We start from the raw sequence: 25248 nt of genomic DNA, 5'->3' as shown, positions 1-25248 counted from the left end.
CGAATCGTTCGCAGCCCATTCGTTTGGCACTATTGCCAGTTGTGACCGATCCGATCGAAAGCACCGAGTTGTCGTGGTGGCAGGACGCCGTCTTCTACCAGATCTATCCCCGGTCGTTCGCAGATGCGAACGGTGACGGAATCGGTGATCTCGACGGCATCAGAGACAAACTCGGCTACCTCGAATTGCTCGGTATCGACGCCATCTGGATCGGACCGATCACGCGGTCGCCCATGGCCGATCACGGCTATGACGTTTCCGACCCCCGCGACATCGACCCCATGTTCGGCAGTCTCGAGATCTTCGACGCGTTGCTCGACGAGGCGCACGCCCGCGACATCAAGGTCACGATGGATCTGGTGCCCAATCACACCAGTGACCAACACCGGTGGTTCCAGGCGGCTCTGAACGCCCCTCGTGGCAGCGCCGAGCGAGCGCGCTACATCTTTCGCGACGGGCTCGGCGACGACGGTTCGCAGCCGCCGAACAACTGGCCGAGCATCTTCGGGGGTCCCGCCTGGACGCGAGTCGACGAGAAGGATGGCTCCCCCGGTCAGTGGTACCTGCACATCTTCGCGCCCGAACAACCGGACCTGAACTGGGACAACCCCGAGGTCTTCGACGACTTCGCGCGCACCCTTCGATTCTGGCTGGACCGAGGCGTCGACGGATTTCGACTTGACGTCGCCCACGGCATGGCAAAACCTGCCGAGTTGGCCGACATGAGCCTCGAGTTCAACGCACTGATGAAGAACGACGACGACGATCCCCGGTTCAACAACCCCCGAGTCCACGAACTGCACCGCCGCATCAGAGCCGTCATGAACGAATACCCCCACGCGGTGACGGTCGGCGAGATCTGGGTCCAGGACAACGTCCGGTTCTCCGAATACATCCGCCCTGACGAGCTGCACCTGGCCTTCAACTTCCGCTTGGCCAGTGTCGATTTCGACGCCGAGACCATCCGCGATGCGATCTCCAACTCGCTCGCGGCCGTCGAACTGGTCGGCGGCACCCCGACGTGGACACTGTCGAACCACGACGTCGAACGCGAGGTCACCAGATACGGCGACGGAGACCTGGGCTACCACCGGGCCCGGGCCATGATTCTCGTCGAATTGGCCCTTCCTGGAACAATTTTCGTATACAACGGTGCCGAGCTCGGGCTACCGAACGTGCAGCTGCCCGACAGCGCCCTGCAGGACCCGGTGTGGGAGCGGTCCGGGCACACCGAGCGCGGACGCGACGGCTGCCGAGTCCCCATGCCGTGGGAGGGTGATGCCCCTCCGTTCGGGTTCTCCACCACCGATCGCACCTGGTTGCCGATGCCGCCGGAGTGGAAGGGGCTGACCGCCGAGGCGCAGCTCGAAGAGGTCGATTCGATGCTCAGCCTGTACCGCACGGCGTTCGAATTGCGCACCCTGCGGCCGGAGTTCACCGGCGGCGGAATCGATTGGTACGGTGCCCCTCCCGGGTGCCTGGCCTTCCGGCGCCGCGGGGGCTTGATCTGCGCCCTCAACGCCTCCGACGAGTCGATCCCACTCCCACCCGGCGAAGTGTTGCTGACCAGCACTCCGCTGGTCGACGGGATGCTTCCCGCGAACGCGGCCGCCTGGCTCGTCTGAGCCGGCCGCCTGGCTCGTCCGAACCGGCCGACCGGCCACGCTCAGCGTTCGACGGTGAGCGACAACTGTTGGCCCGGGCGGCGAACGAACACCGACCCGAACCTGGCATCGAGGCGCAACCACACCTTGGTGGCGCGTACTCGTACCACCTCTGCGGCGGCGATCCTCTCCGGGTCGACGTCGATCGTCAACGGATCGTTACCGTCGTGTGGCACGAAACCCATTGCGGTCAAAGCGAATACGGTGCGCATGGTGACCGAGACGTCGTCGCCGTCACCGGTCACGTGCAACACCTGCTGTTCGAGCAACGAGCTCGGCGGCCCGTGACTGCTGCCGTGTTCCTTCGCCAGTGCGGCACCGCGCTGTGCGAGTCCGATGAGCACCCGCGCGGGGACGTCGTCGAGATGCTCGAATCCGCTGTCGGGAGGAAGGGTGCCACGCCAGGCGGAGTCCATCGAGAAACCCGGGTCGATCACGCCGTCGTCCGCGTTCTGCAGTGCGGACACCAACACATCGGCACCCGCACTGGTGTCGTCGGGCACGATGGTTCCCGCTATCACGCGCGCGGCGAGCGCATCGAAACCGGTTGCCGCCCAACACGACACGCCCCCGCCGGCCCGAGTGCGCAACCGAACGACAGCAGCCTCGTCCAAGCGCAATGCCCTGCTGCAGAACGTCTGGAGGTTCTCCCGCTCGACCGCATCGGGAACGGTCAGAACGCGCTCATACACGCTGCCAACTCACCAGGAACTCGCGCTCGGCGGGAGTGAGCCGACGCAGTCGCTGCGCGTCGATGTCGAACGCCGCGATCTGCGTCGACGCCACCACCGCTGCCGGAGTATCCAGCGACGCCCCGCGTGCCCGCACCTCGTACCCCACGACGAAGTCCACCGCGCGGACCGCATCGATCCACATGAAGACGTCGAGGGGTCCGTCCTCGTGTCGCAGCTGCCCGCGATACTTCACGTGCAGATCGGCAATGACGGCACCGTGACGCAGATTCGCAGTCGGCCTGCCGTCCACCAGCAGCCACGGGATCCGCGCCTCTTCGAGCAACGTCACCATTCGCGCGTGGTTGATGTGTTGATACACATCCATATCCGACCACCGCACATCCACAGCGGCGTGAAAGCCCACCCGCTCGGTGGCGGGTCGCTTGTCGGACAGATGGTCGTCGGGCACACTCACGCGGTTACTACCTCTTCTCGATCGAACGAAAGTTCCATGCTGTCAGGGAACCATGTTTCTCACCTGTCGGGCGGCAACCGAGAGTGTCGCCAGGTCCAGCGTCCCCGTCTCGGCGATCTCGGTGAGCGCTGCACGCGAGCGGGCCAACCGCGACGAATTGGTCGATTCCCATTCGGCGATCTTCTCCGTGACCGACTCGTCCGGTTCGCCCGCGGCCAACACGGCCTTGGTGATTCCGCGAAGGGAGGCGTACAGATCGTCACGAAGAGCCAAGCGCGCCAACGAATGCCATCGATCGCCGCGGGCAAGCTTCGAGACCGCGGTGAGCAACCAGTCGATGCCGATGTGCGCGTCGAGCGCGAAGTAGAGCTCGGCCACCTCCGCCCCGTCCCGGTCGACGATGTCGGCGATATCGATGATGTCGAGCAGGCAGTACACGTCGAGCAAGCCGTAGATCCGACGTGCAAGCTCGGCCGGAGCACCTCGTTCCATCGCGGCCCCCGAACGCCGGTCCAGATCAACCGCCTGGTGACCGGAGATCCACGACGCGACCCGCGGCTGCAGAGCGCGAACCTGCCCGGCATAGCGACTGATCTCGGCCCCGACCGCCAACGGCTGCGGCCGATTGGCCAACAGCCACCGGGATACTCGATCGAGCATGCGACGCGATTCGAGCAGCAGCTCGGCCGACACTGCGGTGGGTACGTCTGCCGCGCGAATCGAATCCCACACCTCGTCGAGGCCGAAGATTTCGGTGGCCGCGGCGAACGCGCGAATGGCGTCGGTGCCTGCGGCACCGGAGTCCTCGGTCAACCGATACGGGTAGGTGATTCCACCACAGTCGATGGCCTCGTTGGCGAGCGTCGTCGCCACCAGTTGACGCCGGAGCGGATGCGCCTTGATGGCATCTGCGTACGGATCCCGCAGTGGCTCGGGGAAATACTTGGGTAGCCGGGGGGCGAAGACGTCGCTGTCGGGAAGCTCGCTGTCGAGCAAATCCGCTTCCAGTGCCAATTTCACGTGCGCCATCAACGTCGCGAGTTCCGGCGACGTCAGTCCACGCCCGTCTTGCTTGCGACGACGGAGATCGGCCTCGGTGGGCAGAGCCTCGAGCTCCCGGTCGAGCCCTCGACGCGTCTCCAGATCCTCGATGACCCGGCTGTGCACTGTCACCAGATGTGGTGCGTCGAATCTGGACGTACCGAGCAACTCGTTCTGCATGATGTTGTCCCACAACACCAATCGCCCGACCTCGTCGGTCATGGACGCAAGCAGCTCATCGCGGTCTTCGCGCGCCAGGTTTCCGTTGGTGATGGCAGTCTCGAGCAGGATCTTGATGTTGACTTCGTGATCGGAACAGTCGACGCCCGCCGAGTTGTCGACGGCGTCGGTATTGATCTTGCCGCCGGCTGCGGCGTACTCGATCCTGCCCAGTGCGGTGGCACCGAGGTTTCCGCCCTCCCCCACCACGGCCGCCCGCACATCCACGCCGTCGACCCGCACAGCATCGTTGGCCTTGTCGCCGACTTCGGCGTTGCTCTCACCGGAAGCCTTGATGTAGGTGCCGATTCCGCCGTTCCACAGCAGATCGGCGGGAGCCTTGAGGATCGCGTTCACCAACTCGGGTGGTGACAGTGCAGCAACCGATTCGTCCAACCCGAGGGCCGAACGTGCTGCGGCGCTGATGGGTACGGATTTGCGGGTCCGCTCCCACACCCCTCCGCCGGCACTGATGAGCGAGGTGTCGTAGTCCGCCCACGACGACCGCGGCAGGGCGAACAAGCGCTCCCGCTCGGCGAACGACGACTCCCGATCGGGGTCGGGGTCGAGAAAGATGTGCCGGTGGTCGAACGCCGCGAGCAAGCGAATGTGTCGGCTCAGCAGCATGCCGTTACCGAATACGTCTCCGCTCATGTCGCCGACGCCGACGACCGTGAAATCCTGACTCTGCGTGTCGATTCCGAGCTCACGGAAGTGCCGCTTGACGCTCTCCCACGCACCCTTCGCGGTGATTCCCATGGCTTTGTGGTCGTATCCGGCAGATCCACCGGATGCGAAGGCGTCACCGAGCCAGAATCCGTACTCGGCGGCGATGCCGTTGGCCATGTCGGAGAAGGTCGCGGTGCCCTTGTCCGCCGCGACGACGAGGTAGGTGTCGTCTCCATCGCGGCGCACCACCCCGGTAGGTACCGATACCGATCCGGTGGCGCGGTCGAGATTGTCGGTGATGTCGAGCAACCCGGCGATGAACAGTCGGTAGCAGGCTTTGCCTTCCTCGGCGTACGCCTGTCGATCTCGGTCGGCTTCACCGGTGGTCACCGGAGGACGCTTGACGACGAATCCTCCCTTGGCCCCGACGGGCACGATGACTGCGTTCTTGACCATCTGAGCTTTTGCCAGACCGAGAATTTCCGTCCGGAAGTCCTCCCGTCGATCGGACCAGCGCAACCCACCTCGGGCCACCGCACCGAACCTCAGATGCACCCCCTCGACGCGCGGGGAGTACACGAAGATCTCGAACGTGGGCTTCGGTTTGGGCAGCTCCGCGATGGACTGCGGGTCGAACTTGAGCGAGAGGTACGGGCGATGCGCACCGTCGGATCCCACCACGAAGTGGTTGGTGCGCAACGTCGCTCGAATGAGCTCGAACATGCTGCGCAGAATGCGGTCGGCATCGAGACTGACGACCTCGTCGATCAGCTCGCCGAGCTGGGTTCCGATGGCCTGCGCGTCCGCCTCGGCACTGGTCTCGGGGTCGAACTGCGCCTCGAACAGTCCGACGAGCAGCCGCGCGGTACGCGGATGCGCCAGGAGGACGCCCTCGATGTTGAACTGACTGTAGGGAAAACCCGCCTGCCGCAGGTACTTGGCGTAGGCACGCAACACCACGGCCTGCCGCCAGTGCAGACCTGCACGCATCACCAGTTCGTTGAAACGATCCGCTTCTGCCGCGCCGCTCCACACGGCCGCGAATGCGTCGGTGAATCGATGCTGGACCCGGCTCTCGCGATCGGCCGTGCCTGCCTCGGACAGCTCGGCGTCGAGGTCCCCGTCGATGGCCGAGCGCAACATCTCACGCGAGGCGGAGAGGCCGAAATCGTATATCCAGCAGGACATTCCGTCCGGACGCACCACCGGGTACGGCCGCTCGTCGTCGACCTCCACACCGAGACTCTGCAGAATGGGCAACACCTGGGACAGTGATACGCCCGCACCGCCGATGTACAGCGAGAAGCGCCAGCTCCCCACGGCCGAGCGCTCGTTTCGGTAGAGCTGCATGTCGATCGCTTCGTCGCCGAGTGCTTCGAGGCGGGCAATGTCCGTGACGGCCCTGGCCGGACTGAAGTCCTGCTTGTACGCCTCGGGAAAAGCCTCGGTGTAGCGCTGAATGCGCGCCGGGTCGACGGCTCGGTCGAGGGACACGGCGTCACCCAACGAGTCCTCCCACGTCCGGGTGGTCTCGGTCAGCGCCGCTTCGATCCGGGTGATGTCGTCGGCGGACAGGTGGGGAGAGACGGTGCCCGGTGCGCGGCGCACCGTCACGTGCAGCAGCGCGAGATCCGATTCGGTGACGCGTGCGGTGTAGTCGAGCGAGGTACCACCGAGCTCTCGGAGCAGTCGGTCCTGGATCGCGAGTCGGACGCGAGTGGTGTAGCGATCTCGCGGCAGGTACACCAGAGCACTGACGAAGGACCCACTCGCATCGGGTCGCACGAACAGCTTGACCTTGCGCCGACGACCCAGCGCCAGAACAGCACTCGCCGTTTCGAACAGCCACGAGGCAGAGGTCGCGAACAGTTCCGACCGCGGCATCGACTGCAGCACCTCGAGCATGGCCTGGCCGGAGAAGGACCCGAGATCATGGCCGGCCTTGGCGATCACCGACCGCACTCGACGCTCGATCACCGGAATGTCGAGGACGTTCTCGTGCAGCGCGGTGACGGTGAATACGCCGACGAATCGATGCTCGGCGGAGTCGTCGGCGTCGATCACACTGACGAAATAGGGATAGACAGCACGATGAACCGTGGCCGGGTTCGGACCCTGCGTCAGAGCAACCAGATCGCGCTCACCGACCGGTTCGGGTCCGTCTCCATGTTGACCGGCATCGCGCAGCACACCCAGGCTGCTCGATTCCACACCGGTTGCGGTTCGGTCGCCGTCGCTACCGTCGATCGTGTATCTGCGGTAACCCAGCAAGGTGTAATGGCCGTCGCCCAGCCAACGCAGCAAGGCAGCCGCATCCCGGTGTGCGACGGCTGCTTCGGAATCGAGGTCGCCGGACGCCGCGGCGACACCGTCCAACCGATCGGCCACAGCAGCCTGCACGCGACGCATCTCGTCGGTGTCGCCGACGACCTGACGCACATCGGCGAGTACTCGACTCGTCTCCTCTTCCAACTGCGCGACGGCATCGTCGGAGGTGGACGGGTGCAGCTGGACGTGTATCCAGGATTCGGCGATGCCGGCCGAGCTCAGCCCGACGAGCACTCCTTCTGCGTTCCGATCGACGGAGAGAATGGGATGGACCACGTCGGTGTATTCGATGCCGAGACGCGAGAGCAGCGACATGATCGATTCGACCAGCAACGGCATATCGTCGGTGACGATTTGTAGGTAGCTTCCCGCTACCTGCTGTGCTGCAGACTCGTTCGGTCGATGGACCGCCACATTCGCCGTCCCCGGCAGCCGCTCTGCGGCGAGCCGAACGTGCCGCCGAAAAGAGGTGATGTCGGGGGTATGCGCGGACACTGCGACCGCAGTGGCGTCGGTGTGCTCGAAATACTCCGTACGCAATGTCGCCAACTCGGCCACAAGCCTGTCGTCGAGCCCGTCGGCCCAGTCGTCGTCGGTCAGGTCAAGCGAGCGTGACATTGTTTTCGAGTACTCCCTCGTGAGGATTTCCCGACGCCCGCCGATCGCCGGTCGTCGATGACCCCTCGACCCTAGTGCGGGTGACCCCGCAACCGCAGAGATCTCGGGAACCAGCGCGTCAGGTCGATCCGGCAGTCACGACGAATCGCTGTGGAGATACTCGCTCAGTGCAGTTCGTTCGTGTTCGCGCAGCGGCCTGGACGAGGAGGTGTCGAGGTCGAAGGCCACCATCAGTGCCTCCGCGTCTGCACACACCGTTCCGTTTCGATCGGTGACGACGTGCCGGACGCCGTACGAGGTGGTTCCGATACGAGTGATCCACAGCTCGATCACCAGCGGGCCGGAGTCGTCCAGGATCGGGTGCAAGAAGTTGGTGGTCAACGTACGAACCACCACCGCGCCGCGACCTTTCGAGCCCCCCAGGACCGCGTTCAGAAACTGAACGCGGCCTTCCTGGAGGTACTCGACGAACCGGGTGTTGTTGACGTGCCCGAGGCGGTCGGAATCACCCCACCGCACCTGAAGTGTGCAGGTGAAGGTCTGTGCCGACATGTCAGTCTCGGGTCAGCTTCCGGTGCGTGACGCGGTGGGGACGCGCCGCGTCGGGACCGAGCCGCTCGACCTTGTTGGCCTCGTAGCCCTCGAAGTTGCCCTCGTACCAGTACCAGGCAGCCTCGTTGTCTCCGAAGCCGCCTTCCCACGCCAGGATGTGGGTGCAGGTGCGGTCCAGGAACCACCGGTCGTGCGAGATGACCACGGCGCAACCGGGGAATTCCTCGAGCGCGTTCTCGAGCGATCCAAGTGTCTCGACGTCGAGGTCGTTGGTCGGCTCGTCGAGCAGGATCAGGTTGCCACCCTGTTTGAGCGTCATCGCCAGGTTCAGACGGTTGCGCTCACCGCCGGAGAGAACTCCGGCGGGCTTCTGCTGATCGTGGCCCTTGAATCCGAACGAGCTGATGTACGCGCGCGACGGGAATTCCGAGTTGCCCACGGTGATGAAGTCCAGGCCGTCGGAGACCGTTTCCCAGACCGTCTTCTTCGAGTCGATGCCCGAGCGGTTCTGGTCGACGTAGCTGAGCTTGACGGTCTGCCCGATCTTCACCTCGCCGCCGTCCGGCTCCTCGAGCCCGACGATGGTCTTGAACAGTGTCGTCTTGCCGACACCGTTGGGTCCGATGACGCCGACGATTCCGTTGCGCGGCAACGTGAACGACAGATCCTTGATCAACACGCGGCCGTCGAAGCCCTTGTCCAGGCTCTTGACCTCGACCACGACGTCGCCGAGGCGCGGCGGGTTGGGGATCTGGATCTCGTCGAAGTCGAGCTTCCTGGTCTTCTCGGCCTCGGCCACCATCTCGTCATAGCGAGCCAGACGAGACTTGCTCTTGGCCTGGCGAGCCTTGGCACCGGAGCGAACCCAGGCGAGTTCGTCCTTGAGCCGCTTCTGCAGCTTCTGGTCCTTCTTTCCCGAGACCTCGAGGCGCTCGGCCTTCTTCTCCAGGTACGTCGAGTAGTTGCCCTCGTACGGGTACAGATGTCCGCGGTCGACCTCGGCGATCCACTGCGCGACGTGGTCGAGGAAGTACCGGTCGTGAGTCACGGCGAGAATGGCACCGGCGTAGGCGGCCAAGTGCTGCTCGAGCCACAGCACACTCTCGGCGTCGAGGTGGTTGGTCGGCTCGTCGAGCAGCAACAGGTCGGGCTTGCTGAGCAGCAGCTTGCACAGGGCGACGCGACGCTTCTCACCACCGGAGAGGTTGGTGACCGGGGACTCGGGCGGCGGGCAGCGCAGCGCGTCCATCGCCTGTTCGAGCTGCGAGTCGATCTCCCAGGCGTCGGCGTGGTCGAGCTTTTCCTGCAACTCGCCCATCTCTTCCATGAGCTCGTCGGAGTAATCGGTTGCCATCAGCTCGGCGATCTCGTTGTAGCGCTTGAGCTGGACCATCGTCTCGCCGAGGCCGTCCTCGACGTTCTCGCGAACGGTCTTGGTGTCGTCGAGAATCGGCTCCTGCATGAGAATGCCGACCGAGGCACCGGGAGCGAGGAACGCCTCACCGTTTCCGGGCTGATCGATTCCCGCCATGATCTTGAGGATGCTCGACTTACCGGCGCCGTTCGGGCCGACGACGCCGATCTTCGCTCCCGGGTAGAAGCTCATCGTCACGTCGTCGAGGATGACTTTGTCGCCGTGCGCCTTGCGCACCTTCTTCATGGTGTAAATGAATTCAGCCATGCCGCCCAGCTTATCGGTGCGGCCGCGTCGGAACACCATCGACCGAGTCCGCGCCGAGCCCACATCCGTCGTCCGCGGTCGTGCGCGGGTTGCATCCACCGGGGACGACGGATGTCGGCGGGCCGTCAGGCGGGTACCGCCTCGCGGACGTCGTCACCGATTCGGTCGTGATCCGGCTCGTCCTCCGGTGGTTCGGCGGCACCCCGATCGTCGTCGGTGAGTGCCTCGTCTGCAGGTACTTCGGGCGCGACCGTCCTGGTCCGCTGGATTGCCACGTTGCAGCGCGCAAGGTCCGGCCCGACGGCGCTGGCCCGCATCTCGAGGTCGGATCGTTCGACGCCGTCGCGATTGGTGTATTCGTTGGTGCGCAGCTGTCCGTAGGCGATGATCGGATCGCCCTTCATCAACGATGCGCCGACGCCGCGCACGAGTCGACGCCAGCACGTGACCGTGAGATAGAGGGTGCCGCCGTCGGTCCATTCACCGGTGTTGCGGTCCTGCCGTCGGGCATTGCTCGCCATCCGAAAGCTGAGGACCTCGTCGCCGGTGGGCGTGGAGCGCTTGACGGGATTGGTGATGACGGTGCCCACAACAGCGCACTGAGCTTCGTACATGGTGTCTTCCTCTCGATGGATGTCGCGTGATTGCGATCGAGATCGACACTGCTACGCCGGAGCCACCCGTGACGGACGTGTTCGCGAAATGTGGACAACCGCTGAGCCTGTGGATGAACGTCCAGGATCGGCTGGTCATGACGCCACTCGTGTCGGACCGGTGTGCTACTCGGCTGTCTCTACGTAGACATGCCCACCGAGAGCCGGCACCACCCGTCCGGCGGTGAGCGACGCCACCAGCGCTGCAGTCGAATCGGCGTCTGCGACGGCGACGGTGAGCACGGCTCGAGTGTCGTAGGCGGTATCGAGCACCAAGGCCCCGTGTCCGCGTAGCTCCGATTCGACCCGTCCCACCTCGGCATGGTCGAGTTCGAGGGTCAGCACGTCGCGTCGCTCTCGGGTGAGAAACCGAGCCCGGGCAAGTGCCTCGGTGACCGCACCGCCGTAGGCGCGGGCCAATCCGCCGGTACCGAGCTTGGTGCCACCGAAATATCTGCCGACCACCGCGACCACGTTGGTCAGCCCATGACCGCGCAACACCTCGAGCATCGGCGTTCCTGCCGTGCCGCTGGGTTCGCCGTCGTCGTTGGATCGCTCGATGCGGTGGGTCAAGTCTTCGTGGACGACAACGATGCCTGCAGCCGAGGATTCGACGATGAATGCCGAACAGTGATGTCCGGCAGTCGGATCCGCTTTCCGCGCCGCTGCGATGACCGCGCGAGCGTCGGCCTCGGTGCTCGCCCTGTCCACCACGGTGACGAACCGCGATCTCTTGACCTCGGTCTCGCACACAACCCGGCCGGCGATCGTTCGAAGCTCCATCACGCGGCAGCCCAGCTCATGCAACAACCCTGCTCATGCAGCAACCCTGATCATGCAGCAACGCTGTCCACGACATCGTCTGCGGCACGGACCAATTGGGCGTACATACCGTCTTCGGCGAGCAGCGCCTCGTGGCTTCCGACCTCGCGCACGATGCCGTGATCGAGTACCGCGATGGCGTCTGCTGCTCGCACGGTGGACAGGCGATGGGCGATCAGAATGGTGGTACGGCCGTGCATCAAACCGTCGAGCGCTGTCTGCACTGCACGTTCGGTGCGATTGTCCAGGGCGCTCGTCGCCTCGTCGAGCACCAGAATCGGCGGGTTGCGCAGGACAGTCCGGGCGATTGCGATGCGCTGCTTCTCACCACCGGAGAATCGGTAGCCGCGCTCGCCGACCATCGTGTCGTAACCGTCGTCGAGGCCGTCGATGAAGTCGTGGATCTGGGCCGTCCGAGCGGCAGCCACGATCTCGTCGTCGGTGGCGTCGGGTTTGGCGAACCGCAGGTTCTCCCTGATGGTGGCGTGGAACAGGTAGGTCTCCTGAGAGACGACGCCCACCAGGTCGGCAATGTTCTCCGACGCCAGGTGCCGCAAGTCGACACCGTCGATGGTCACCGAGCCGGCTGTCGGATCATGCAGGCGGGCAACGAGGTATCCCAGCGTGGTCTTGCCCGATCCGGTTGCGCCGACGAGCGCGAGCGTGCTCCCGGCCGGTACGTCGAGATCGATGTTGCACAACGTCGGGACAGTCGCGGCGGCATAGGTGAAGTCGACGCCGCGGAAAGCGACATCGCCGCGCACGCTCTCTCGCGAGAGTGTGACCGGGTGCTCGGGTTCGGCGACATCGATGGGCAGGTCGAGATACTCGAAGACTCTGCCGAACAACGCCAAGGATGCCTGTACTTCGACGCCGGTGTTGAGCAATTGCATGGTGGGCCGGAACAATTGGGTCTGCAATGCGGTGAACGCGACCAGGGTGCCGATCGTCAATGCGCTCCCCTGACCGATGGTGATGCCGGCGAACCAGTACACCAGAGCGGGCATCACGGCGAAGCTGATCTGAATTGTCGCCATCCGCCACTTGCCCGCCATCATCGCGGCCAGTTCGACACCGGCCACCTCGTGCGATCGGTCGGCGAATTTGTCGGTCAACGCCTGGGCGGAACCGGTGGTCTTGCCCAGAAGAATTCCACTGACGGACAGTGATTCCTCGATCTGGACGGACAGATCGCTGAGCAATTTCTGCCGCTTGGTCGAGATCCTGCGACGCTCGTCGCCGATACGTCGAGCGACTCGCACGAAGATCGGCAGGATGATCAGCGAGAACGTGGCGAGCTTCCAATCGAGCAGGAAGAGCGCGACCACGGTCGCAGCGACCGTCGTGGCGTTCTGCGCGATGGACGTCGCGGTGTTGGTGACGACGGATTGCATGCCGCCGATGTCGTTCGCGATACGCGATTGCACCTCACCGGTGCGCGTTCGCGCGAAGAATCCGAGGGACTGTCTCTGCAGGTGCGAATAGACCTGCACGCGCAGATCGTGCATGAGTTGCTGACCGACGCCGTTGGACATCCAGGTCTGCACCACGCCGAGAGTGTTGGTGGCGACTGCAACAGCGATCATGCCGACCGCGATGAGGCTGACGAGCGTGACGTCGCGGTCGGGAATTGCATGATCGAGGAGTTCGCGAAGAAGTAGAGGAGAGGCGAGCGCAATGATGGCGCTGGCCACGATGATCGCGCTGACGACAGCGATCTTGCGCCGGTAGGGCGTGAACAGAGCCAGGACTCGTCGGACGGGCGCTGGATCGGAAGCGAGTGGTACGCGTTCGGGACTGCTTTCCAAGTAGACCTCCGTGGTAGCTGAAGTAATATGCAGAGGTTACCTCACTATGAGGTTGCGAGCAAGCCTCGCTATGATCCGTCGTATGGACACCGGACACTCGCCCAACCTGAGCGATTCGTTCATGGCCGTTGCCCGAAGAATTCGGCGAAGCCACATGACTGCGCTGGAACCGTTCGGACTCAACCCGTCGCAGAGCAGGGCCATGCACGTCTTGGCCCGCGAACGAGAATCGGTCCGATTGCGTGATCTGGCCGAGCACCTCCGCATCGTCGCGCGATCGGCCACCGACATCGTCGACTCACTCGAAGCGGCAGAACTGGTGACGCGAGCGCCGGACCCGAGTGATCGACGCGCTGTTCTGGTCGAGCTGACCGACGCCGGCCGCGCCCTGCTCGACCGCGTCGACGAGGCACGACGTCAGGTGTCCGCGGACATGTTCGACGGCCTCGAGCCGGCCGAACGCACCGAACTCGACCGTCTTCTGCACAAGATCGCCGACAGCGACTGACGAGAAGCTACTGCCTGCCGTCCCGATCACGACGGGCCAGCTCGGCGAACATCGCGTTGTGCGCGGCCAAGTCCGCGTCGTGGTCACGCTCGGCGGCTCTGTCGCCGCGCCTGGCGTCGCGATCGTCGCTGCGGGACCACTGGACCAGCAGTGCGAGCATGACCAGCACGAGAGGCACCTCGCCGGTTGCCCACGCGATGCCGCCACCGAGCTTCTGGTCCCCCAGTAGGTCGGAGTTCCAGTCGAGGCCGAGCGTGCGGTAGAACCAGGCACCCATGACGGTGTTCATGCTCATCAGCGCCACACCGAAGAACGCATGGAACGGCAGTGAGCCGAACACCACGGCGAGTTTGGTCACCGGAGCAATCTTGCGCGGAGACGGATCGACGCCGATGACCGTCCAGTAGAACAGGTATCCGCTGAGCACGAAGTGCAGGTTCATCAACAGATGAGCTCCGTGACTGTCCAGTACGGCCCCGAAGATTCCGCCGAGATAGAGCACGTAGAAGCCGCCCACGAAGATCAGCGCCGCGACGAGCGGGTGGGTGACGAACTGCGACAGTCGACTGTGCAGGCCCATCAGCAACCACTCGCGCATCCCCGGGACGCCGTCCTTGCCCGCTGCGGGCAGGACACGCAACGCCAATGTCAGTGCACCGCCGAGCGCGAGCAGAACCGGCGCGAGCATCGACAGCATCATGTGTCCGGTCATGTGCACGCTGAACACTGCCGTGGAATACCGTCCGATGCCCGACGACGTACTGATCAGCAGTGTGAGGCAGCCCAGGACCCAGGCGACGGTGCGACCGACGGGCCACGCGTCGCCGCGCAGTCGCAGCCTACGGACCCCGATCAGGTACACCACGGCCATCACGATCGCGGCGGTGCCGAAGATCAGGTCGAAGCGCCAATCGAAAGCCATACGGGCGAACGTCGGCGGGCCGCTGAGGTCGTATCCGAGCGCGGCCTCGGTCGGCGTCAGGTTGGGGTCGATCTCGGCGGGCGGAGGTGTTCGCCCGAGGCCGACGGCCAGACCGACCGTCGCGGCGAGAACGAGCACCTCGGCCCCGGCGAACCGGAGCAGCGGTCCACGGGCGGTGGGATCGGCGATCAGTGCGGGCAGAGCGCGACGCCGCTGCATCCAGCCGAATCCGCCGAGCACGATCAACGCGAGAATCTTGCCCACGATCAGCAGGCCGTACGTCGTGGTGAACAGGTCGGCGAGGGACACCCGAACCAGGGCGTTGATGACTCCACTGATGCCCATGACGACGAAGCAGACGCCGGCGATCGTGGAGAACCGCCGAGCAGCGACGTCGGTGTGCGCGCCGCGTCTGCGAACATGTGCAAGCAGTGCGAACAGCCCGCCCGCCCACAACGACGCGGCACCGAGGTGCAGGATCAGCGAGTTGGTCGCGATGTCGTGCGATCCGCCCGCCGAGGAATGACCACTGAGCGCAATGGGCAGCAGGGTGGCCAGCGAGAATCCGAGCAGCGCAGGCGTCCAGGACCACCGCAGTACCGTCCGCGAGGCAATGGCGACCACGACGGCCATGATGGCCGTCCACCGCCATGCACTGGCGATCTCCACCTGATCCAGCGCGATCCACAGATTCGCCGGCTTCACGGCCTCGGCGAACGGCTGGCCGGAGGTGTCGGACAGCGTCAACGGCACGAGGAGAAGCGCACATACGGCCCAGACGATGGATGCGACCGAGCCGGTGCGAACCGCCCGGTAGCCGTCCACGTCGAGCACGCCGTTCTTCTGCGGCGGAACCAGGAACGCCGCCAGCAGGAACGAGCCGACCGCGATGACCGCTGCGATCTCACCGATCGCACGCAGGGCGGGCAGTCCGTAGGTGGTGGCCGGGCCGGGATCAGGGATACCGAGCAGGACCAACGCGTCCGACGCGGACAGCATGACGATCAGGGCAGCGACGACACCGGCGATGACGCCGGCAGTGACGAACACCGACGTCGTTGTCGAGCGGGGATCTGCACTGCCCGCACCCTCGTCCGACCGCACATCGCCGGTGGAGTCCCCGGCGTGCGACGGGTCGGTCTTGTCGAGATCCGGTGTGGCCATACCACCAGAGTAAGAGGTGTTCGGCAGTACTCGAAACGAGAGTCCTACACAGCGTCGTACTTTGCCCCGTCCTCGGCGTCCAGCGAGTCGTGGTGGATGCGTCCGTGCTGCTGCCGGAGAGGCGTGCCGCTCCCGCCCCATCTCTGGGCGATGATCTCCGCCGCAATGGACACCGCGGTCTCCTGCGGCGTGCGTGCACCCAGGTCGAGTCCGATCGGGCTCGACAATCGCGCGAGTTCGGTCTCGGTCACTCCTGCCGCCCGTAACCGGGCGATGCGGTCGTCATGGGTTCGCCGCGACCCCATCGCTCCGACGAACGCCAGGGCCGGAATCCGCAACGCCACTTCGAGCAGTGGCACATCGAACTTCGGGTCGTGAGTCAACACACAGACCACGGTCCTCTCGTCCAACTCCCCCGCCGCCCACTGTTGGTTCAGGTAGTCGTGCGGCCACGCGACCACCACCTGCTCGGCAGCGGGAAAGCGCTGCGGGGTCGCAAACACGGATCGGGCGTCGCAGACGGTGACGCGGTAGCCCAGAAAGGCACCCTGCTGCGCAACCGCCGCAGCGAAGTCGATGGCACCGAACACGAGCATTCTCGGCGACGGCGCATGACTGGACACGAACACCTGCATTCCCCGACCGCGGCGCTGGCCGTCGGTTCCGTACGTCAGAACAGTCGAACGTCCCGCTGCAAGTAGCCCTTTCGCGTCGTCGGCAATGGCGGCGTCCGCCCGCGAGCTGCCGAGGGAACCGCGAATACCCGACTCCGTCAGAACTGCTCTCCGACCGACCCGTGTTGCGTCGGCATGAGCGATCACGGTGGCCACTGCAACCGGGACGTTACGGCGCACGTTCGCCACGACGTCACCGAACTCGGGAAAGGTGTGCTTCGACACCGCCTGCACGAACACATCCAGCGTTCCCCCACACGTGAGCCCGACTGCGAATGCGTCGTCGTCCGACACCCCGTATCGAGTGAGTATCGGGGTACCGGACTGCATCACGTCGTGCGCCGACTCGTACACGGCACCCTCGACGCAGCCGCCGGACACCGAACCGGCGACCGCACCGTCCTGGCCGACCATCATCGACGCACCCACAGGACGCGGCGCGGAGTCGAATGTCTGCACAACCGTTGCCACCGCGGCCGCGTCGCCGGTCTGCCAGGCGTGCAGCAGCTCGTCCAGAATGTCGTGCATCGAACCTCCTTCGGGTGCCGGCCGGAACGTCTACGACATCACAGGCTTCCCCCTGCACTGCTCCCTCAACCCATGCCGGTGTGATCGCCGTAGGCGGAAAGGTACACTCGTCAACCGTGCTCGAGCGGGCCTGTCCGCGCGTGCCAGCCTCCGTAGCTCAGGGGATAGAGCAAGGGCCTTCTAATCCCTTGGTCGCAGGTTCGAATCCTGCCGGGGGCACCCTCTGACCAGCGCGAACGCTGGCCGACTCGCGTTACTGTGGTTGACTTCGCGTAACGAAGGGTTACACGTGCATCAGCTCACTCTCGGAGTCCTCTCACGTTCGCGCAAGCCCGATGAGCGTCGACTACCGATTCATCCTCTTCATTTCGATCGCATCGACGCCGACATTCGAAGCCGAATGTTCCTCGAATCCGGCTACGGCGAACCGTTCGGAATCTCCGACGAGCACCTGGCCACGCAGGTCGCGGGTATCGGCACCCGCGCCGAACTCATTGCTCGGTGCGACGTGATTCTGCTGCCGAAGCCTCAGGCCGAAGATCTCGAGTCTCTTCGACCCGGCCAGACGCTCTGGGGTTGGCCGCACTGTGTGCAGGACGAAAGGCTCACCCAGATCGCCGTCGATCGCAAGCTCACGCTGATCGCCTTCGAGGCCATGAACCACTGGACGCAGGACGGCTGGTTCAATCTTCATGTGTTCCACAAGAACAACGAATTGGCCGGGTACTGCTCGGTGCTGCACGCATTGCAGCTGATCGGTTCCACCGGGGACTACGGCCGCAGGTTGCGGGCCGCTGTCATCGGTTTCGGAGCCACGGCGCGCGGCGCGGTCACCGCGCTCAGTGCACACGGGATCCACGACGTCGATGTCCTCACTCAGCGTGGGGTCACGGCGGTGGGTTCGCCGATCCACTCGGCCAACATCGTCAATTTCGATCTCGACGACGCCGATCCCCGCCAGAGCCGAGCTCTGACTCCCGACGGTCGAATCCCACTCTCGCAGTTTCTGTCCGACCACGATGTGATCGTCAATTGCGTACTGCAGGATACGAACTCACCACTGACGTTCTTGGCGAACGAGGACCTGCCCACATTGACTCCGGGCACCCTGGTCGTGGACGTCTCGTGTGACGAGGGAATGGGATTCGAATGGGCTCGGCCCACGTCGTTCGCCGACCCGATGTTCACCGTCGGTGACAATGTGCACTACTACGCCGTCGACCACAGTCCGTCCTATCTGTGGAATTCGGCGACGTGGGAGATCAGCGAATCGTTGCTGCCCTACCTTCGCGTGGTTCTCGACGGGCCCGCGGCGTGGAGTGAGGACGCCACCATCGAGCGTTCCATCGAAATCAGGGAGGGCGTCATCGTGAACCCCAATATCCTTGCCTTCCAACATCGCAGTGCGGAGTACCCGCACACTGCAGCATGAGCGTCACGTGGGTCGAGGACGGCATCGAACGATCCGCGCGATGGCAGTCGGAGAACGGTGCGCCGCCACCGCGGGTGGTGCGGATCGTCGACGACGCGACGACGGCGGACGTGGCCTACAAGCTGGCGACGATCGGCGAGTCTCTGCTGTGGCGTGGCGATTACAACAACGCTCGCCAGCTCCTGTCGGCCATGACGCGGCGGGTACCACCGGCCACACAGCCCGAGAACGCGTCGCCCGCCGAGCGGTTCCACCTGCATCGTCAGTACCAGGCGCGGCGCGCACGGGTATTGGGAATGCTTCTGGTGCAACTCGATTCGGATCTACGGCTCGATCTCGGCCGAGCGCCGGAGGTGCGATCGGCCGTAGCGGAAGCACTGGGTCCCGATGCCTCGGCCTGCGTCCTGTCACTACGGGAACTGCTCGGGATCATCGGCGCACACGAGTGGCGCCGCAAGGGAGTGTTCGTGCCGGCGCTGGACGCGTCCGTTCATCCCCACTACGGAGTGTTCTCGCCTGTCCGCGGTGAGTACATCCAGCTCGTCGCCGACGCACCGCTACCTGCCACGGACCGGGCTTTCGACATCGGGACGGGCTCGGGTGTGCTGGCTGCGGTACTCGCGCGCCGGGGCGTACCTGCAGTGGTGGCGACCGACAAGGACCCCCGATCGGTCGCGTGCGCCCGCGCCAATCTCGACGCACTCGGGTACAGCGATCGGGTCGAGGTGGTGCAGACCGACATCTTCCCGAGCGGCCGCGCGGGATTGATCGTCTGCAACCCGCCGTGGATACCCACCAAGCCGACGTCGGGGATCGAGCATGCCGTCTACGATCCCGGTTCTCGCATGCTCAAATCGTTCCTCAGCCGCCTCGGCGGGCATCTGACGCCCGACGGCGAGGCCTGGTTGGTGTTGTCCGACCTCGCCGAGTTGCTCGGATTGGTCACGCGCACAGACCTTCTCGCGTCGATCGACAAGGCCGGCCTGACCGTCGTCGACCGGATGGACACCGTGCCATCGCATTCTCGAGCGACCGACGCCTCCGATGTTCTGCACGAAGCTCGGTCGCGCGAGACCACGTCACTGTGGAGACTGCGCCGCCGCTAGCCATCCACGCCCGACACGAGAAAGCCGCCCGAGCAATGCTCGGGCGGCTTCGTCGATCGTGCGGTGAGTCAGTGCCGGTCGCGGGTCTCGAACTCCCCGTTGATCACGGTGCCCAGCGGCGCATCACGCTCGGCCTTCTTCGCGGCCTCACGCATTTCGATTCCATCGGTGATCAGATCACCGATCTCGCGAGTGACGTCACGGACCGCTCCGGCGATGATCACCACGATTCTGCCGACGTGTGTCGCCGCAGACTCGGTGAAATCCTGCACGGTGTCCTTGTTGCGCTCGAACCTTCCCACCACCAGGACCGCCCCCTTCGAAGTCGTCACGCTGCGTCGGTCTTCTTACGCTCGACGATAACACTGGCCGGGGCAGCCGATCCGGTGAGCGAGTTGGGCAGAGCGAGCTTGAAGATCTTGCCCCACACGGTGCCGATCTGGTGGAAGAAGCCGCCGGTGTTGTACGGCAGGTCGTACTTCTGGCACAGAGCCTTGACCTCGGGTGCGATCTGCGGGTAGCGGTGCGCGGGAAGATCCGGGAAGAGGTGGTGCTCGATCTGGTGCGAGAGGTTGCCGGACATGATGTGGAACAGCGGCGAACCCTCGATGTTGGCCGATCCGAGCATCTGACGGACGTACCATTCGCCCCGGCTCTCGTCGGCGGTCTCTTCCTGACTGAAGGTCTGCACCCCCGTCGGGAAGTGGCCGCAGAAGATTATCGAGTACGTCCACACGTTGCGGATCAGGTTCGCAGCAACGTTGCCGACCACGGTCGAGGCGAAGAACGGCCCGGTCAGAGCGGGAAAGATGACGTAATCCTTGAGAGCCTGCTTGCCCGCCTTGCGCCACATTCCCTGCAGCAACGGCTTGACGTCGTGCCACTTCCTCTTGCCGGCGACGATGTTCTCGGTCTCGAGGTCGTGCAGCATGACGCCCCACTCGAAGAACGTCATGAGCAGGAATGCGTAGACGGGGTTGCCCAGGTAGTACGGGTTCCACTTCTGGTCCTGATCCATGCGCAGGATTCCGTACCCGATGTCGCGGTCCATGCCGACGATGTTGGTGAACGTGTGGTGCATGTAGTTGTGCGAGTGCTTCCACTGGTCTGCCGGGCAGACGGTGTCCCACTCGAACACCTCGGAGTTCAGACCCGGCTCACGCATCCAGTCGTACTGGCCGTGCATGACGTTGTGGCCGATCTCCATGTTGTCGAGGATCTTCGCGACGCCGAGTGCGCCGACACCGGCGAGCCATGCCGGCGGGACGAAAGGCAGGTACATCAGTGCGCGTCCGGTGATCTCGAGCCCGCGCTGCGCCTTGATGATCTTGTAGATGTATTCGCGGTCCTCGTCGCCCAGTTTGGCGACGGTGCGGGCCCGCAGGTCGTCGAGTTCGCGGCCGAGCTCTTCGACCTGTTCGTACGTCAGTACGGTCGGCTCGTCGGGCAGCGTTTCGTTGCGTCGGAAGGGAATGACGGCGGTGGGCAGGATCGAGAAAATCGTTCCGAGCATCTGCTGATCTCCAATTCGATCGGGTGGTGGGCGGGAGCTCCGGGACTAGATGTCGATGTCGACGTCGCCGACGGCAACGGACACACAGAGCTGGATCTTCTTGTCGGATTCGGTGTCGGTCTCACCGGTCTTGATGTTCTTGGTGCAGCCGGACTTCTTCACCGAGGTGCAGGTGAAGCAGATGCCCATTCGGCACCCGTTGGCCGGCGACAGACCGGCTCCCTCGGCTTGTTCGAGCAACGTTGCACCGTCGTTCTCGGCGGCGACGTCACTTCCGGAGAACGTGGTGGTTCCCGTGACGTCGTCGCTCACGGTGGCGAAGGACGGTGTGAATTCCTCGAGGTGCAGTCGGTCGCCGAGCCCTGCGTCGTCGAAGAACGACGTCACGCCCTTCATCAGCCCGGGTGGACCGCACAGGAAGGTGTCCGCGTCTGCGAACCACGGCGCCACGGCGTCGAGATGCTCTTTGCCGAAGAACCCGTGCAGGTCCCCGCCGGTCGTCTGCTCGGTGTATGCGAAGACGAGGTTCACATTGTCGTGCTCGGCGGCGATCTTCTCGAGCTCCTGCTTGTACGCGACGTCGTTCTCGGTGTACGCGTAGTGCAGGAAGGTCAGGTCGCTGCTGTACCCCTCGTCCAGCAGCGACCTGAGCATGGACAGCACGGGCGTGATGCCGCTGCCGCCGCTGATCAGCAGCGTGCGCGCCGGGCGTGGCTGGGGAAGCTTGAACGTGCCGTCCGCCTGCGACAGGCTGACGACGAGGCCGACGTGTGCGTTCTTGTGCAGATACTGCGAGACCAGCCCCTCGGGGTGCGCCTTGATCGTCAGCTCGATTCGGCCGTCCTTGCGGTACTGCGAACAGGCCGGCGAGTAGCAGCGAGTCTGACGTACGCCGTCGATGACCACCCCGACCTGAACGAACTGGCCGGCCTGAAAGCCTTTCCACTGTCGGGTGGGGCGGATGGTCAGCGTCAGCGAATCTTCGGTGGACCGGTGTATCTCGGTCACTTCACCGCGCAGATCACGAACGGTCGTCATGGGGTCGACCAGCTCCAGGTACCGATCGAGCGCGTGGGGCGTGGCCATGGCCTCGAACAGGGAAAGAAGCGAGAACTTGCGCGAACCCGTGGGTCGCGTCGGACGTTCTTGAAGCGTCATTCCATCCTCCCTAACCGGATCGAACCCTACGACCCATTCAGTGAACGATTGTGCACTAACATGAGTGTGACAGAGCGACACCGGTACCTGTCAACGTTTATGTGACCGCCATTACAGACCTCATGTGAAGTTCACGGGGACCGCGGAAGCAACCGGAGGGGAGATCACAGAGTGCCCGCCCATAAACTGGACGCCGTGACAGAACCGGGTACCCGCGCGGAGCGCAAGGAGCGCACGCGGCAGGCCTTGATCGACGGCACACTCGATCTGCTTCGCGAACGGTCGTTCGCGAGCGTGAGCCTGCGTGAGGTCGCGCGGTCCGCCGGCATCGTCCCCACCGCGTTCTATCGACACTTCGCGTCCATGGAAGACCTCGGGGTCGCGTTGGTCGAGGACAGCATGCGCATGCTGCGCCAGATGCTGCGCGACGCCAGACGCAACCCGAGTACCAAGACGGCCACCGAATCCTTCGGCATCCTGGTTCGTCAGGTCCGCAGCCACGAGGATCAGTTCCGCTTCCTCAGTCGCGAGCGCTACGGCGGAGTCACCGAGGTACGTCGCGCGTTCGCCACCGAGCTCCGGCTGTTCGTCAGCGAGCTGACCATCGACCTCTCTCGCATGCCCGGTCTCGAACGATGGGACGTCTCCGATCTCGAGATGACGGCCGACCTCCTGGTCTCGACGATGCTGACGGCGGTGGTCGGTCTGTTGGAGATCGACCGGCCGGGTAGTCAGAACGAGAAAGACCTCATCGAACGCACCGAGAAGCAGATCCGGATGATCATGCTGGGGATGAGCAAATGGGAACCGCGACGGGCCTGACCGTCGGGCACGAGCGCGAGCCGCGAAGGAGCATCATGACCACCGAGGTACACATCGGCGAGTACACGTTCGAGCTGGCGCAGGCAGGCCCTGTCAACGGCGTACCCGTCGTTGCGCTGCACGGCTTTCCACAGACCAACGCGTCGTGGTCGCGGGTGACCCCCGAATTGACGGCCGCGGGCTGCCGCGTCCTGGCCCCCAACCAGCGGGGCTACTCCCCCGGTGCCCGCCCGATCGGCGTCGAGCACTACCGCATCGAGCGTCTCACCGAGGACGTCCTCGGTCTGCTCGACGCCTTCGACCTGAACTCGGCGCACCTGGTGGGGCACGACTGGGGCGCTGTGGTTGCCTGGCATGTCGCTGCCGAACATCCCGACCGCGTCCGAAGCCTCACTGCCGCATCCGTTCCGCATTCCGCGGCGTTCAACTGGGCCATTCGCGAGGACCCGGACCAGCAACAGCGGTCGCAGTACTTCGGATTGCTTCGCGAACCCGAGAAGGCCGAACGAGTACTGACCGAGAACGACGCGCAACGGCTCCGCGCGATGTTCGGAGCCGAGAGCCTCGACGACGAATACGTTCGCCATCTGACGGTGCCGGGAGCACTGACGGCTGCGTCGAGTTGGTATGCCGCGATGACGAGGGAGTTCGCGAACCTACCTGCGGTGACGGTGCCGACCACCTACGTGTGGAGCAACGGCGACACCGCCATCGGTCGAGCCGGCGCGGAGCGCTGTGGCGAGTTCGTCGATGCGCCGTACCGATTCGTCGAACTCGACGGCATCTCCCATTGGATCCCCGAGGAAGCCCCCGACAGACTCGCAGCCGAGATCTTGGATCGTATCGGGTCGGCCTAAACCTGTTCCGGGGCGCGAACTTTGAGCAGTGCCAGCAGCCCGGCGGCGAGAACGATGATCAGCCCGGCGATACCCGCGCGGTCGGCGTCGAACATCCACACGAACAGCCCGAACAGCGAGGGCGCGAGGAACGACGCGGCCCGACCCGTCGTCGCGAACAGTCCGAAGAACTGACCCTCGCGCCCGGGCGGTGCCAGTCGGGCCAGGAAGGTACGCGCAGACGATTGCGCGGGCCCCACGAACAGGCACAGGATCAGCCCGAAGATCCAGAACATCGTCGGTCCCGACACGAACAGCAGAATAGTTCCGGCCGCGATCATGGACGTGAGCGAGAAGACGATGACCTTCTTGGGTCCGATTCTGTCGTCGAACCGCCCGGCGACGATGGCACCGAGGCCCGCGATGACATTGGCGGCGACGCCGAACAGAAGTACGTCCGCCGCGCCGATGCCGTAGACGCTGACGGCGAGAACGGCTCCGAAAGTGAACACGCCCGCCAGCCCGTCCCGGAACAGTGCGCTGGCGATCAAGTAGTAGACGGCACGCCGGTCTGCGCTCCACAACTCGCGCGCATCGCGAAAGAGAACGCGATAGGACTCCGCGAAGCCGGCCTGTGCCGCCTCGGGATCGGCGATGGCCCTGGGTACTTCGGGAACTGCGAACATCACCGGGATGGCCGAGACCGCGAACCAGACGGCCGCCAGCACGGCGACGAGCCTGATGTTGAGCCCTCCGTCGGTGCTCAGCCCCAGCAGGCCCCGAGTGTCGCCGTCCCCGACGATGAAACCGAGGTAGCACAGAAGCAGTAGGACGATTCCACCGAAATAGCCCATCGCCCAACCGAATCCGGACACGCGTCCGATATTGGCCGGGGTGGAGACCTGCCGCAGCATCGAGTTGTACGGAATACTGGCCAGCTCGAACATGATGGATCCGAGACCGAGCAGCAGCAGCCCGAGCCACAGATAGTGGTAGTCGTCCTGTACGAAGAACAAGCCGGCCATGGCCACGACCGTCAACGCGGTCAACAGCCCCAGCAGCCATTTTCTCTTGCCGCGGGCGTCGAAGTACTGTCCACACACCGGCGCGAGCAGTGCGATGACGACGCTGGACGCGGCGATCGACCAGCTGAACCACGTGGTCGCCGAGATGGATCCGGGTAGGTCGTCACCTACGGCATCGGTGAGATACACCGAGAACACGAACGTGAGAATGACGGCATTGAACGCGGCCGATCCCCAGTCCCAGAACCCCCAGGCGGTGACCTGCTTGCGCGTGGTTGCGACTCCGACGACAGCGGCCTCCGGCTGGGTTCCCATGGTTGCCAACACTAGCCCGCGACGGGCCCACGTTAGGGTGC

General features: G+C 64.7%; 20 protein-coding genes and 1 tRNA gene. 7 read left to right on the top strand and 14 right to left on the bottom strand.

Going from position 1 to position 25248, the window contains the following annotated elements; all coding sequences use genetic code 11:
• Positions 1–17 precede the first annotated feature (17 nt).
• Positions 18–1625 carry a glycoside hydrolase family 13 protein gene (locus tag RFA01S_RS20780; protein ID WP_371828003.1) on the top strand — a complete coding sequence of 536 codons (1608 nt, stop codon included), beginning with the start codon at positions 18–20 and terminating at the stop codon, positions 1623–1625.
• Positions 1626–1666: 41 nt separating this feature from the next.
• Here RFA01S_RS20780 and RFA01S_RS20775 read toward each other — a convergent pair whose 3' ends face one another.
• The 8 genes from RFA01S_RS20775 to RFA01S_RS20740 all read right to left on the bottom strand — a co-directional run bounded on the left by RFA01S_RS20775 (position 1667) and on the right by RFA01S_RS20740 (position 13204).
• Complete coding sequence (locus tag RFA01S_RS20775) at positions 1667–2356, bottom strand: DUF8010 domain-containing protein (protein WP_027497593.1); 690 nt, start codon at positions 2354–2356, stop codon at positions 1667–1669.
• Positions 2349–2813, bottom strand: coding sequence for an acyl-CoA thioesterase (locus tag RFA01S_RS20770; protein ID WP_045841282.1), 465 nt, complete (start codon positions 2811–2813; stop codon positions 2349–2351). The genes RFA01S_RS20775 and RFA01S_RS20770 overlap by 8 nt, the downstream gene beginning before the upstream one ends.
• A 42-nt stretch (positions 2814–2855) precedes the next feature.
• Positions 2856–7688 (bottom strand): NAD-glutamate dehydrogenase, encoded by a 4833-nt coding sequence (locus RFA01S_RS20765; RefSeq protein WP_032370205.1) that lies wholly within the window; start codon positions 7686–7688, stop codon positions 2856–2858.
• A 135-nt stretch (positions 7689–7823) separates the two neighbouring features.
• The gene (locus tag RFA01S_RS20760) at positions 7824–8240 is read right to left on the bottom strand and encodes an acyl-CoA thioesterase (protein ID WP_027497596.1); all 417 of its coding nucleotides are present in this window, start codon (positions 8238–8240) and stop codon (positions 7824–7826) included.
• A gap of 1 nt (position 8241) precedes the next feature.
• Complete coding sequence (gene ettA, locus RFA01S_RS20755; protein ID WP_027497597.1) at positions 8242–9921, bottom strand: energy-dependent translational throttle protein EttA; 1680 nt, start codon at positions 9919–9921, stop codon at positions 8242–8244.
• Positions 9922–10046: 125 nt separating this feature from the next.
• Positions 10047–10535, bottom strand: coding sequence for a single-stranded DNA-binding protein (ssb, locus tag RFA01S_RS20750; RefSeq protein WP_027497598.1), 489 nt, complete (start codon positions 10533–10535; stop codon positions 10047–10049).
• 165 nt (positions 10536–10700) lie between these two features.
• Positions 10701–11357, bottom strand: coding sequence for an IMPACT family protein (locus RFA01S_RS20745; protein ID WP_032370204.1), 657 nt, complete (start codon positions 11355–11357; stop codon positions 10701–10703).
• 50 nt (positions 11358–11407) lie between these two features.
• The gene (locus RFA01S_RS20740; RefSeq protein ID WP_052053189.1) at positions 11408–13204 is read right to left on the bottom strand and encodes an ABC transporter ATP-binding protein; all 1797 of its coding nucleotides are present in this window, start codon (positions 13202–13204) and stop codon (positions 11408–11410) included.
• Positions 13205–13286: 82 nt separating this feature from the next.
• Between RFA01S_RS20740 and RFA01S_RS20735 the strand changes: the two genes are divergently transcribed.
• On the top strand, positions 13287–13712 hold the full coding sequence (locus tag RFA01S_RS20735; RefSeq protein ID WP_027497601.1) for a MarR family winged helix-turn-helix transcriptional regulator: 426 nt from the start codon (positions 13287–13289) through the stop codon (positions 13710–13712).
• A 7-nt stretch (positions 13713–13719) separates the two neighbouring features.
• On the opposite strand, the gene RFA01S_RS20730 is transcribed toward RFA01S_RS20735, so the two are convergent.
• Together RFA01S_RS20730 and RFA01S_RS20725 are read right to left on the bottom strand one after the other, a co-directional pair.
• The gene (locus RFA01S_RS20730; RefSeq protein WP_052060566.1) at positions 13720–15798 is read right to left on the bottom strand and encodes a bifunctional copper resistance protein CopD/cytochrome c oxidase assembly protein; all 2079 of its coding nucleotides are present in this window, start codon (positions 15796–15798) and stop codon (positions 13720–13722) included.
• 44 nt (positions 15799–15842) lie between these two features.
• A complete protein-coding gene (locus tag RFA01S_RS20725; protein ID WP_032370203.1) occupies positions 15843–17000 on the bottom strand; it encodes an XdhC family protein in 1158 nt (385 codons plus the stop codon).
• A gap of 146 nt (positions 17001–17146) precedes the next feature.
• Between RFA01S_RS20725 and RFA01S_RS20720 the strand changes: the two genes are divergently transcribed.
• From RFA01S_RS20720 to RFA01S_RS20710, 3 genes are all read left to right on the top strand, one after another.
• Positions 17147–17219, top strand: a tRNA-Arg gene (locus RFA01S_RS20720).
• A 70-nt stretch (positions 17220–17289) separates the two neighbouring features.
• The gene (locus tag RFA01S_RS20715; protein WP_032406772.1) at positions 17290–18432 is read left to right on the top strand and encodes a N(5)-(carboxyethyl)ornithine synthase; all 1143 of its coding nucleotides are present in this window, start codon (positions 17290–17292) and stop codon (positions 18430–18432) included.
• A complete protein-coding gene (locus RFA01S_RS20710) occupies positions 18429–19538 on the top strand; it encodes a methyltransferase (RefSeq protein ID WP_027497605.1) in 1110 nt (369 codons plus the stop codon). Before RFA01S_RS20715 ends, RFA01S_RS20710 begins: the two co-directional genes overlap by 4 nt.
• A gap of 68 nt (positions 19539–19606) precedes the next feature.
• Here RFA01S_RS20710 and RFA01S_RS20705 read toward each other — a convergent pair whose 3' ends face one another.
• From RFA01S_RS20705 to RFA01S_RS20695, 3 genes are read right to left on the bottom strand one after another with little or no spacing between them, the layout of a single operon-like run.
• Positions 19607–19843, bottom strand: coding sequence for a hypothetical protein (locus RFA01S_RS20705; RefSeq protein ID WP_027497606.1), 237 nt, complete (start codon positions 19841–19843; stop codon positions 19607–19609).
• Positions 19844–19866: 23 nt separating this feature from the next.
• On the bottom strand, positions 19867–21051 hold the full coding sequence (locus RFA01S_RS20700; protein WP_230073930.1) for a fatty acid desaturase family protein: 1185 nt from the start codon (positions 21049–21051) through the stop codon (positions 19867–19869).
• 45 nt (positions 21052–21096) lie between these two features.
• Positions 21097–22209, bottom strand: coding sequence for a ferredoxin reductase (locus RFA01S_RS20695; RefSeq protein WP_032368224.1), 1113 nt, complete (start codon positions 22207–22209; stop codon positions 21097–21099).
• 195 nt (positions 22210–22404) lie between these two features.
• Here RFA01S_RS20695 and RFA01S_RS20690 point away from each other — a divergent pair, with 195 nt between their 5' ends.
• Both RFA01S_RS20690 and RFA01S_RS20685 read left to right on the top strand, forming a co-directional pair.
• Entirely contained in the window at positions 22405–23031 is a 627-nt protein-coding gene (locus RFA01S_RS20690) for a TetR family transcriptional regulator (RefSeq protein WP_027497609.1), read from the top strand.
• Between the two features lie 35 nt (positions 23032–23066).
• A complete protein-coding gene (locus tag RFA01S_RS20685; RefSeq protein ID WP_032406855.1) occupies positions 23067–23888 on the top strand; it encodes an alpha/beta fold hydrolase in 822 nt (273 codons plus the stop codon).
• On the opposite strand, the gene RFA01S_RS20680 is transcribed toward RFA01S_RS20685, so the two are convergent.
• Positions 23885–25207: an MFS transporter gene (locus RFA01S_RS20680; RefSeq protein ID WP_032406773.1), complete on the bottom strand. Its 1323-nt coding sequence runs from the start codon at positions 25205–25207 to the stop codon at positions 23885–23887. The genes RFA01S_RS20685 and RFA01S_RS20680 overlap by 4 nt on opposite strands.
• Between the last annotated feature and the right edge of the window lie 41 nt (positions 25208–25248).

The sequence above is a fragment of the Rhodococcoides fascians NBRC 12155 = LMG 3623 genome, assembly GCF_001894785.1.
In the GTDB taxonomy this organism is placed as follows: Bacteria; Actinomycetota; Actinomycetes; order Mycobacteriales; family Mycobacteriaceae; genus Rhodococcoides; species Rhodococcoides fascians.
This window is presented reverse-complemented; position numbering and strand designations above follow the sequence as displayed.

Bases quoted from the DNA above. Each gene is read 5' to 3' on its own strand.
- RFA01S_RS20710 (WP_027497605.1), top strand. From the start codon at position 18,429: ATGAGCGTCACGTGGGTCGAGGACGGCATCGAACGATCCGCGCGATGG.
- RFA01S_RS20760 (WP_027497596.1), bottom strand. From the start codon at position 8,240: ATGTCGGCACAGACCTTCACCTGCACACTTCAGGTGCGGTGGGGTGAT.
- RFA01S_RS20735 (WP_027497601.1), top strand. From the start codon at position 13,287: ATGGACACCGGACACTCGCCCAACCTGAGCGATTCGTTCATGGCCGTT.
- RFA01S_RS20745 (WP_032370204.1), bottom strand. From the start codon at position 11,357: ATGGAGCTTCGAACGATCGCCGGCCGGGTTGTGTGCGAGACCGAGGTC.
- RFA01S_RS20680 (WP_032406773.1), bottom strand. From the start codon at position 25,207: ATGGGAACCCAGCCGGAGGCCGCTGTCGTCGGAGTCGCAACCACGCGC.
- ettA (WP_027497597.1), bottom strand. From the start codon at position 9,921: ATGGCTGAATTCATTTACACCATGAAGAAGGTGCGCAAGGCGCACGGC.
- RFA01S_RS20685 (WP_032406855.1), top strand. From the start codon at position 23,067: ATGACCACCGAGGTACACATCGGCGAGTACACGTTCGAGCTGGCGCAG.
- RFA01S_RS20725 (WP_032370203.1), bottom strand. From the start codon at position 17,000: ATGCACGACATTCTGGACGAGCTGCTGCACGCCTGGCAGACCGGCGAC.
- RFA01S_RS20700 (WP_230073930.1), bottom strand. From the start codon at position 21,051: ATGCTCGGAACGATTTTCTCGATCCTGCCCACCGCCGTCATTCCCTTC.
- RFA01S_RS20695 (WP_032368224.1), bottom strand. From the start codon at position 22,209: ATGACGCTTCAAGAACGTCCGACGCGACCCACGGGTTCGCGCAAGTTC.
- RFA01S_RS20765 (WP_032370205.1), bottom strand. From the start codon at position 7,688: ATGTCACGCTCGCTTGACCTGACCGACGACGACTGGGCCGACGGGCTC.
- ssb (WP_027497598.1), bottom strand. From the start codon at position 10,535: ATGTACGAAGCTCAGTGCGCTGTTGTGGGCACCGTCATCACCAATCCC.
- RFA01S_RS20730 (WP_052060566.1), bottom strand. From the start codon at position 15,798: ATGGCCACACCGGATCTCGACAAGACCGACCCGTCGCACGCCGGGGAC.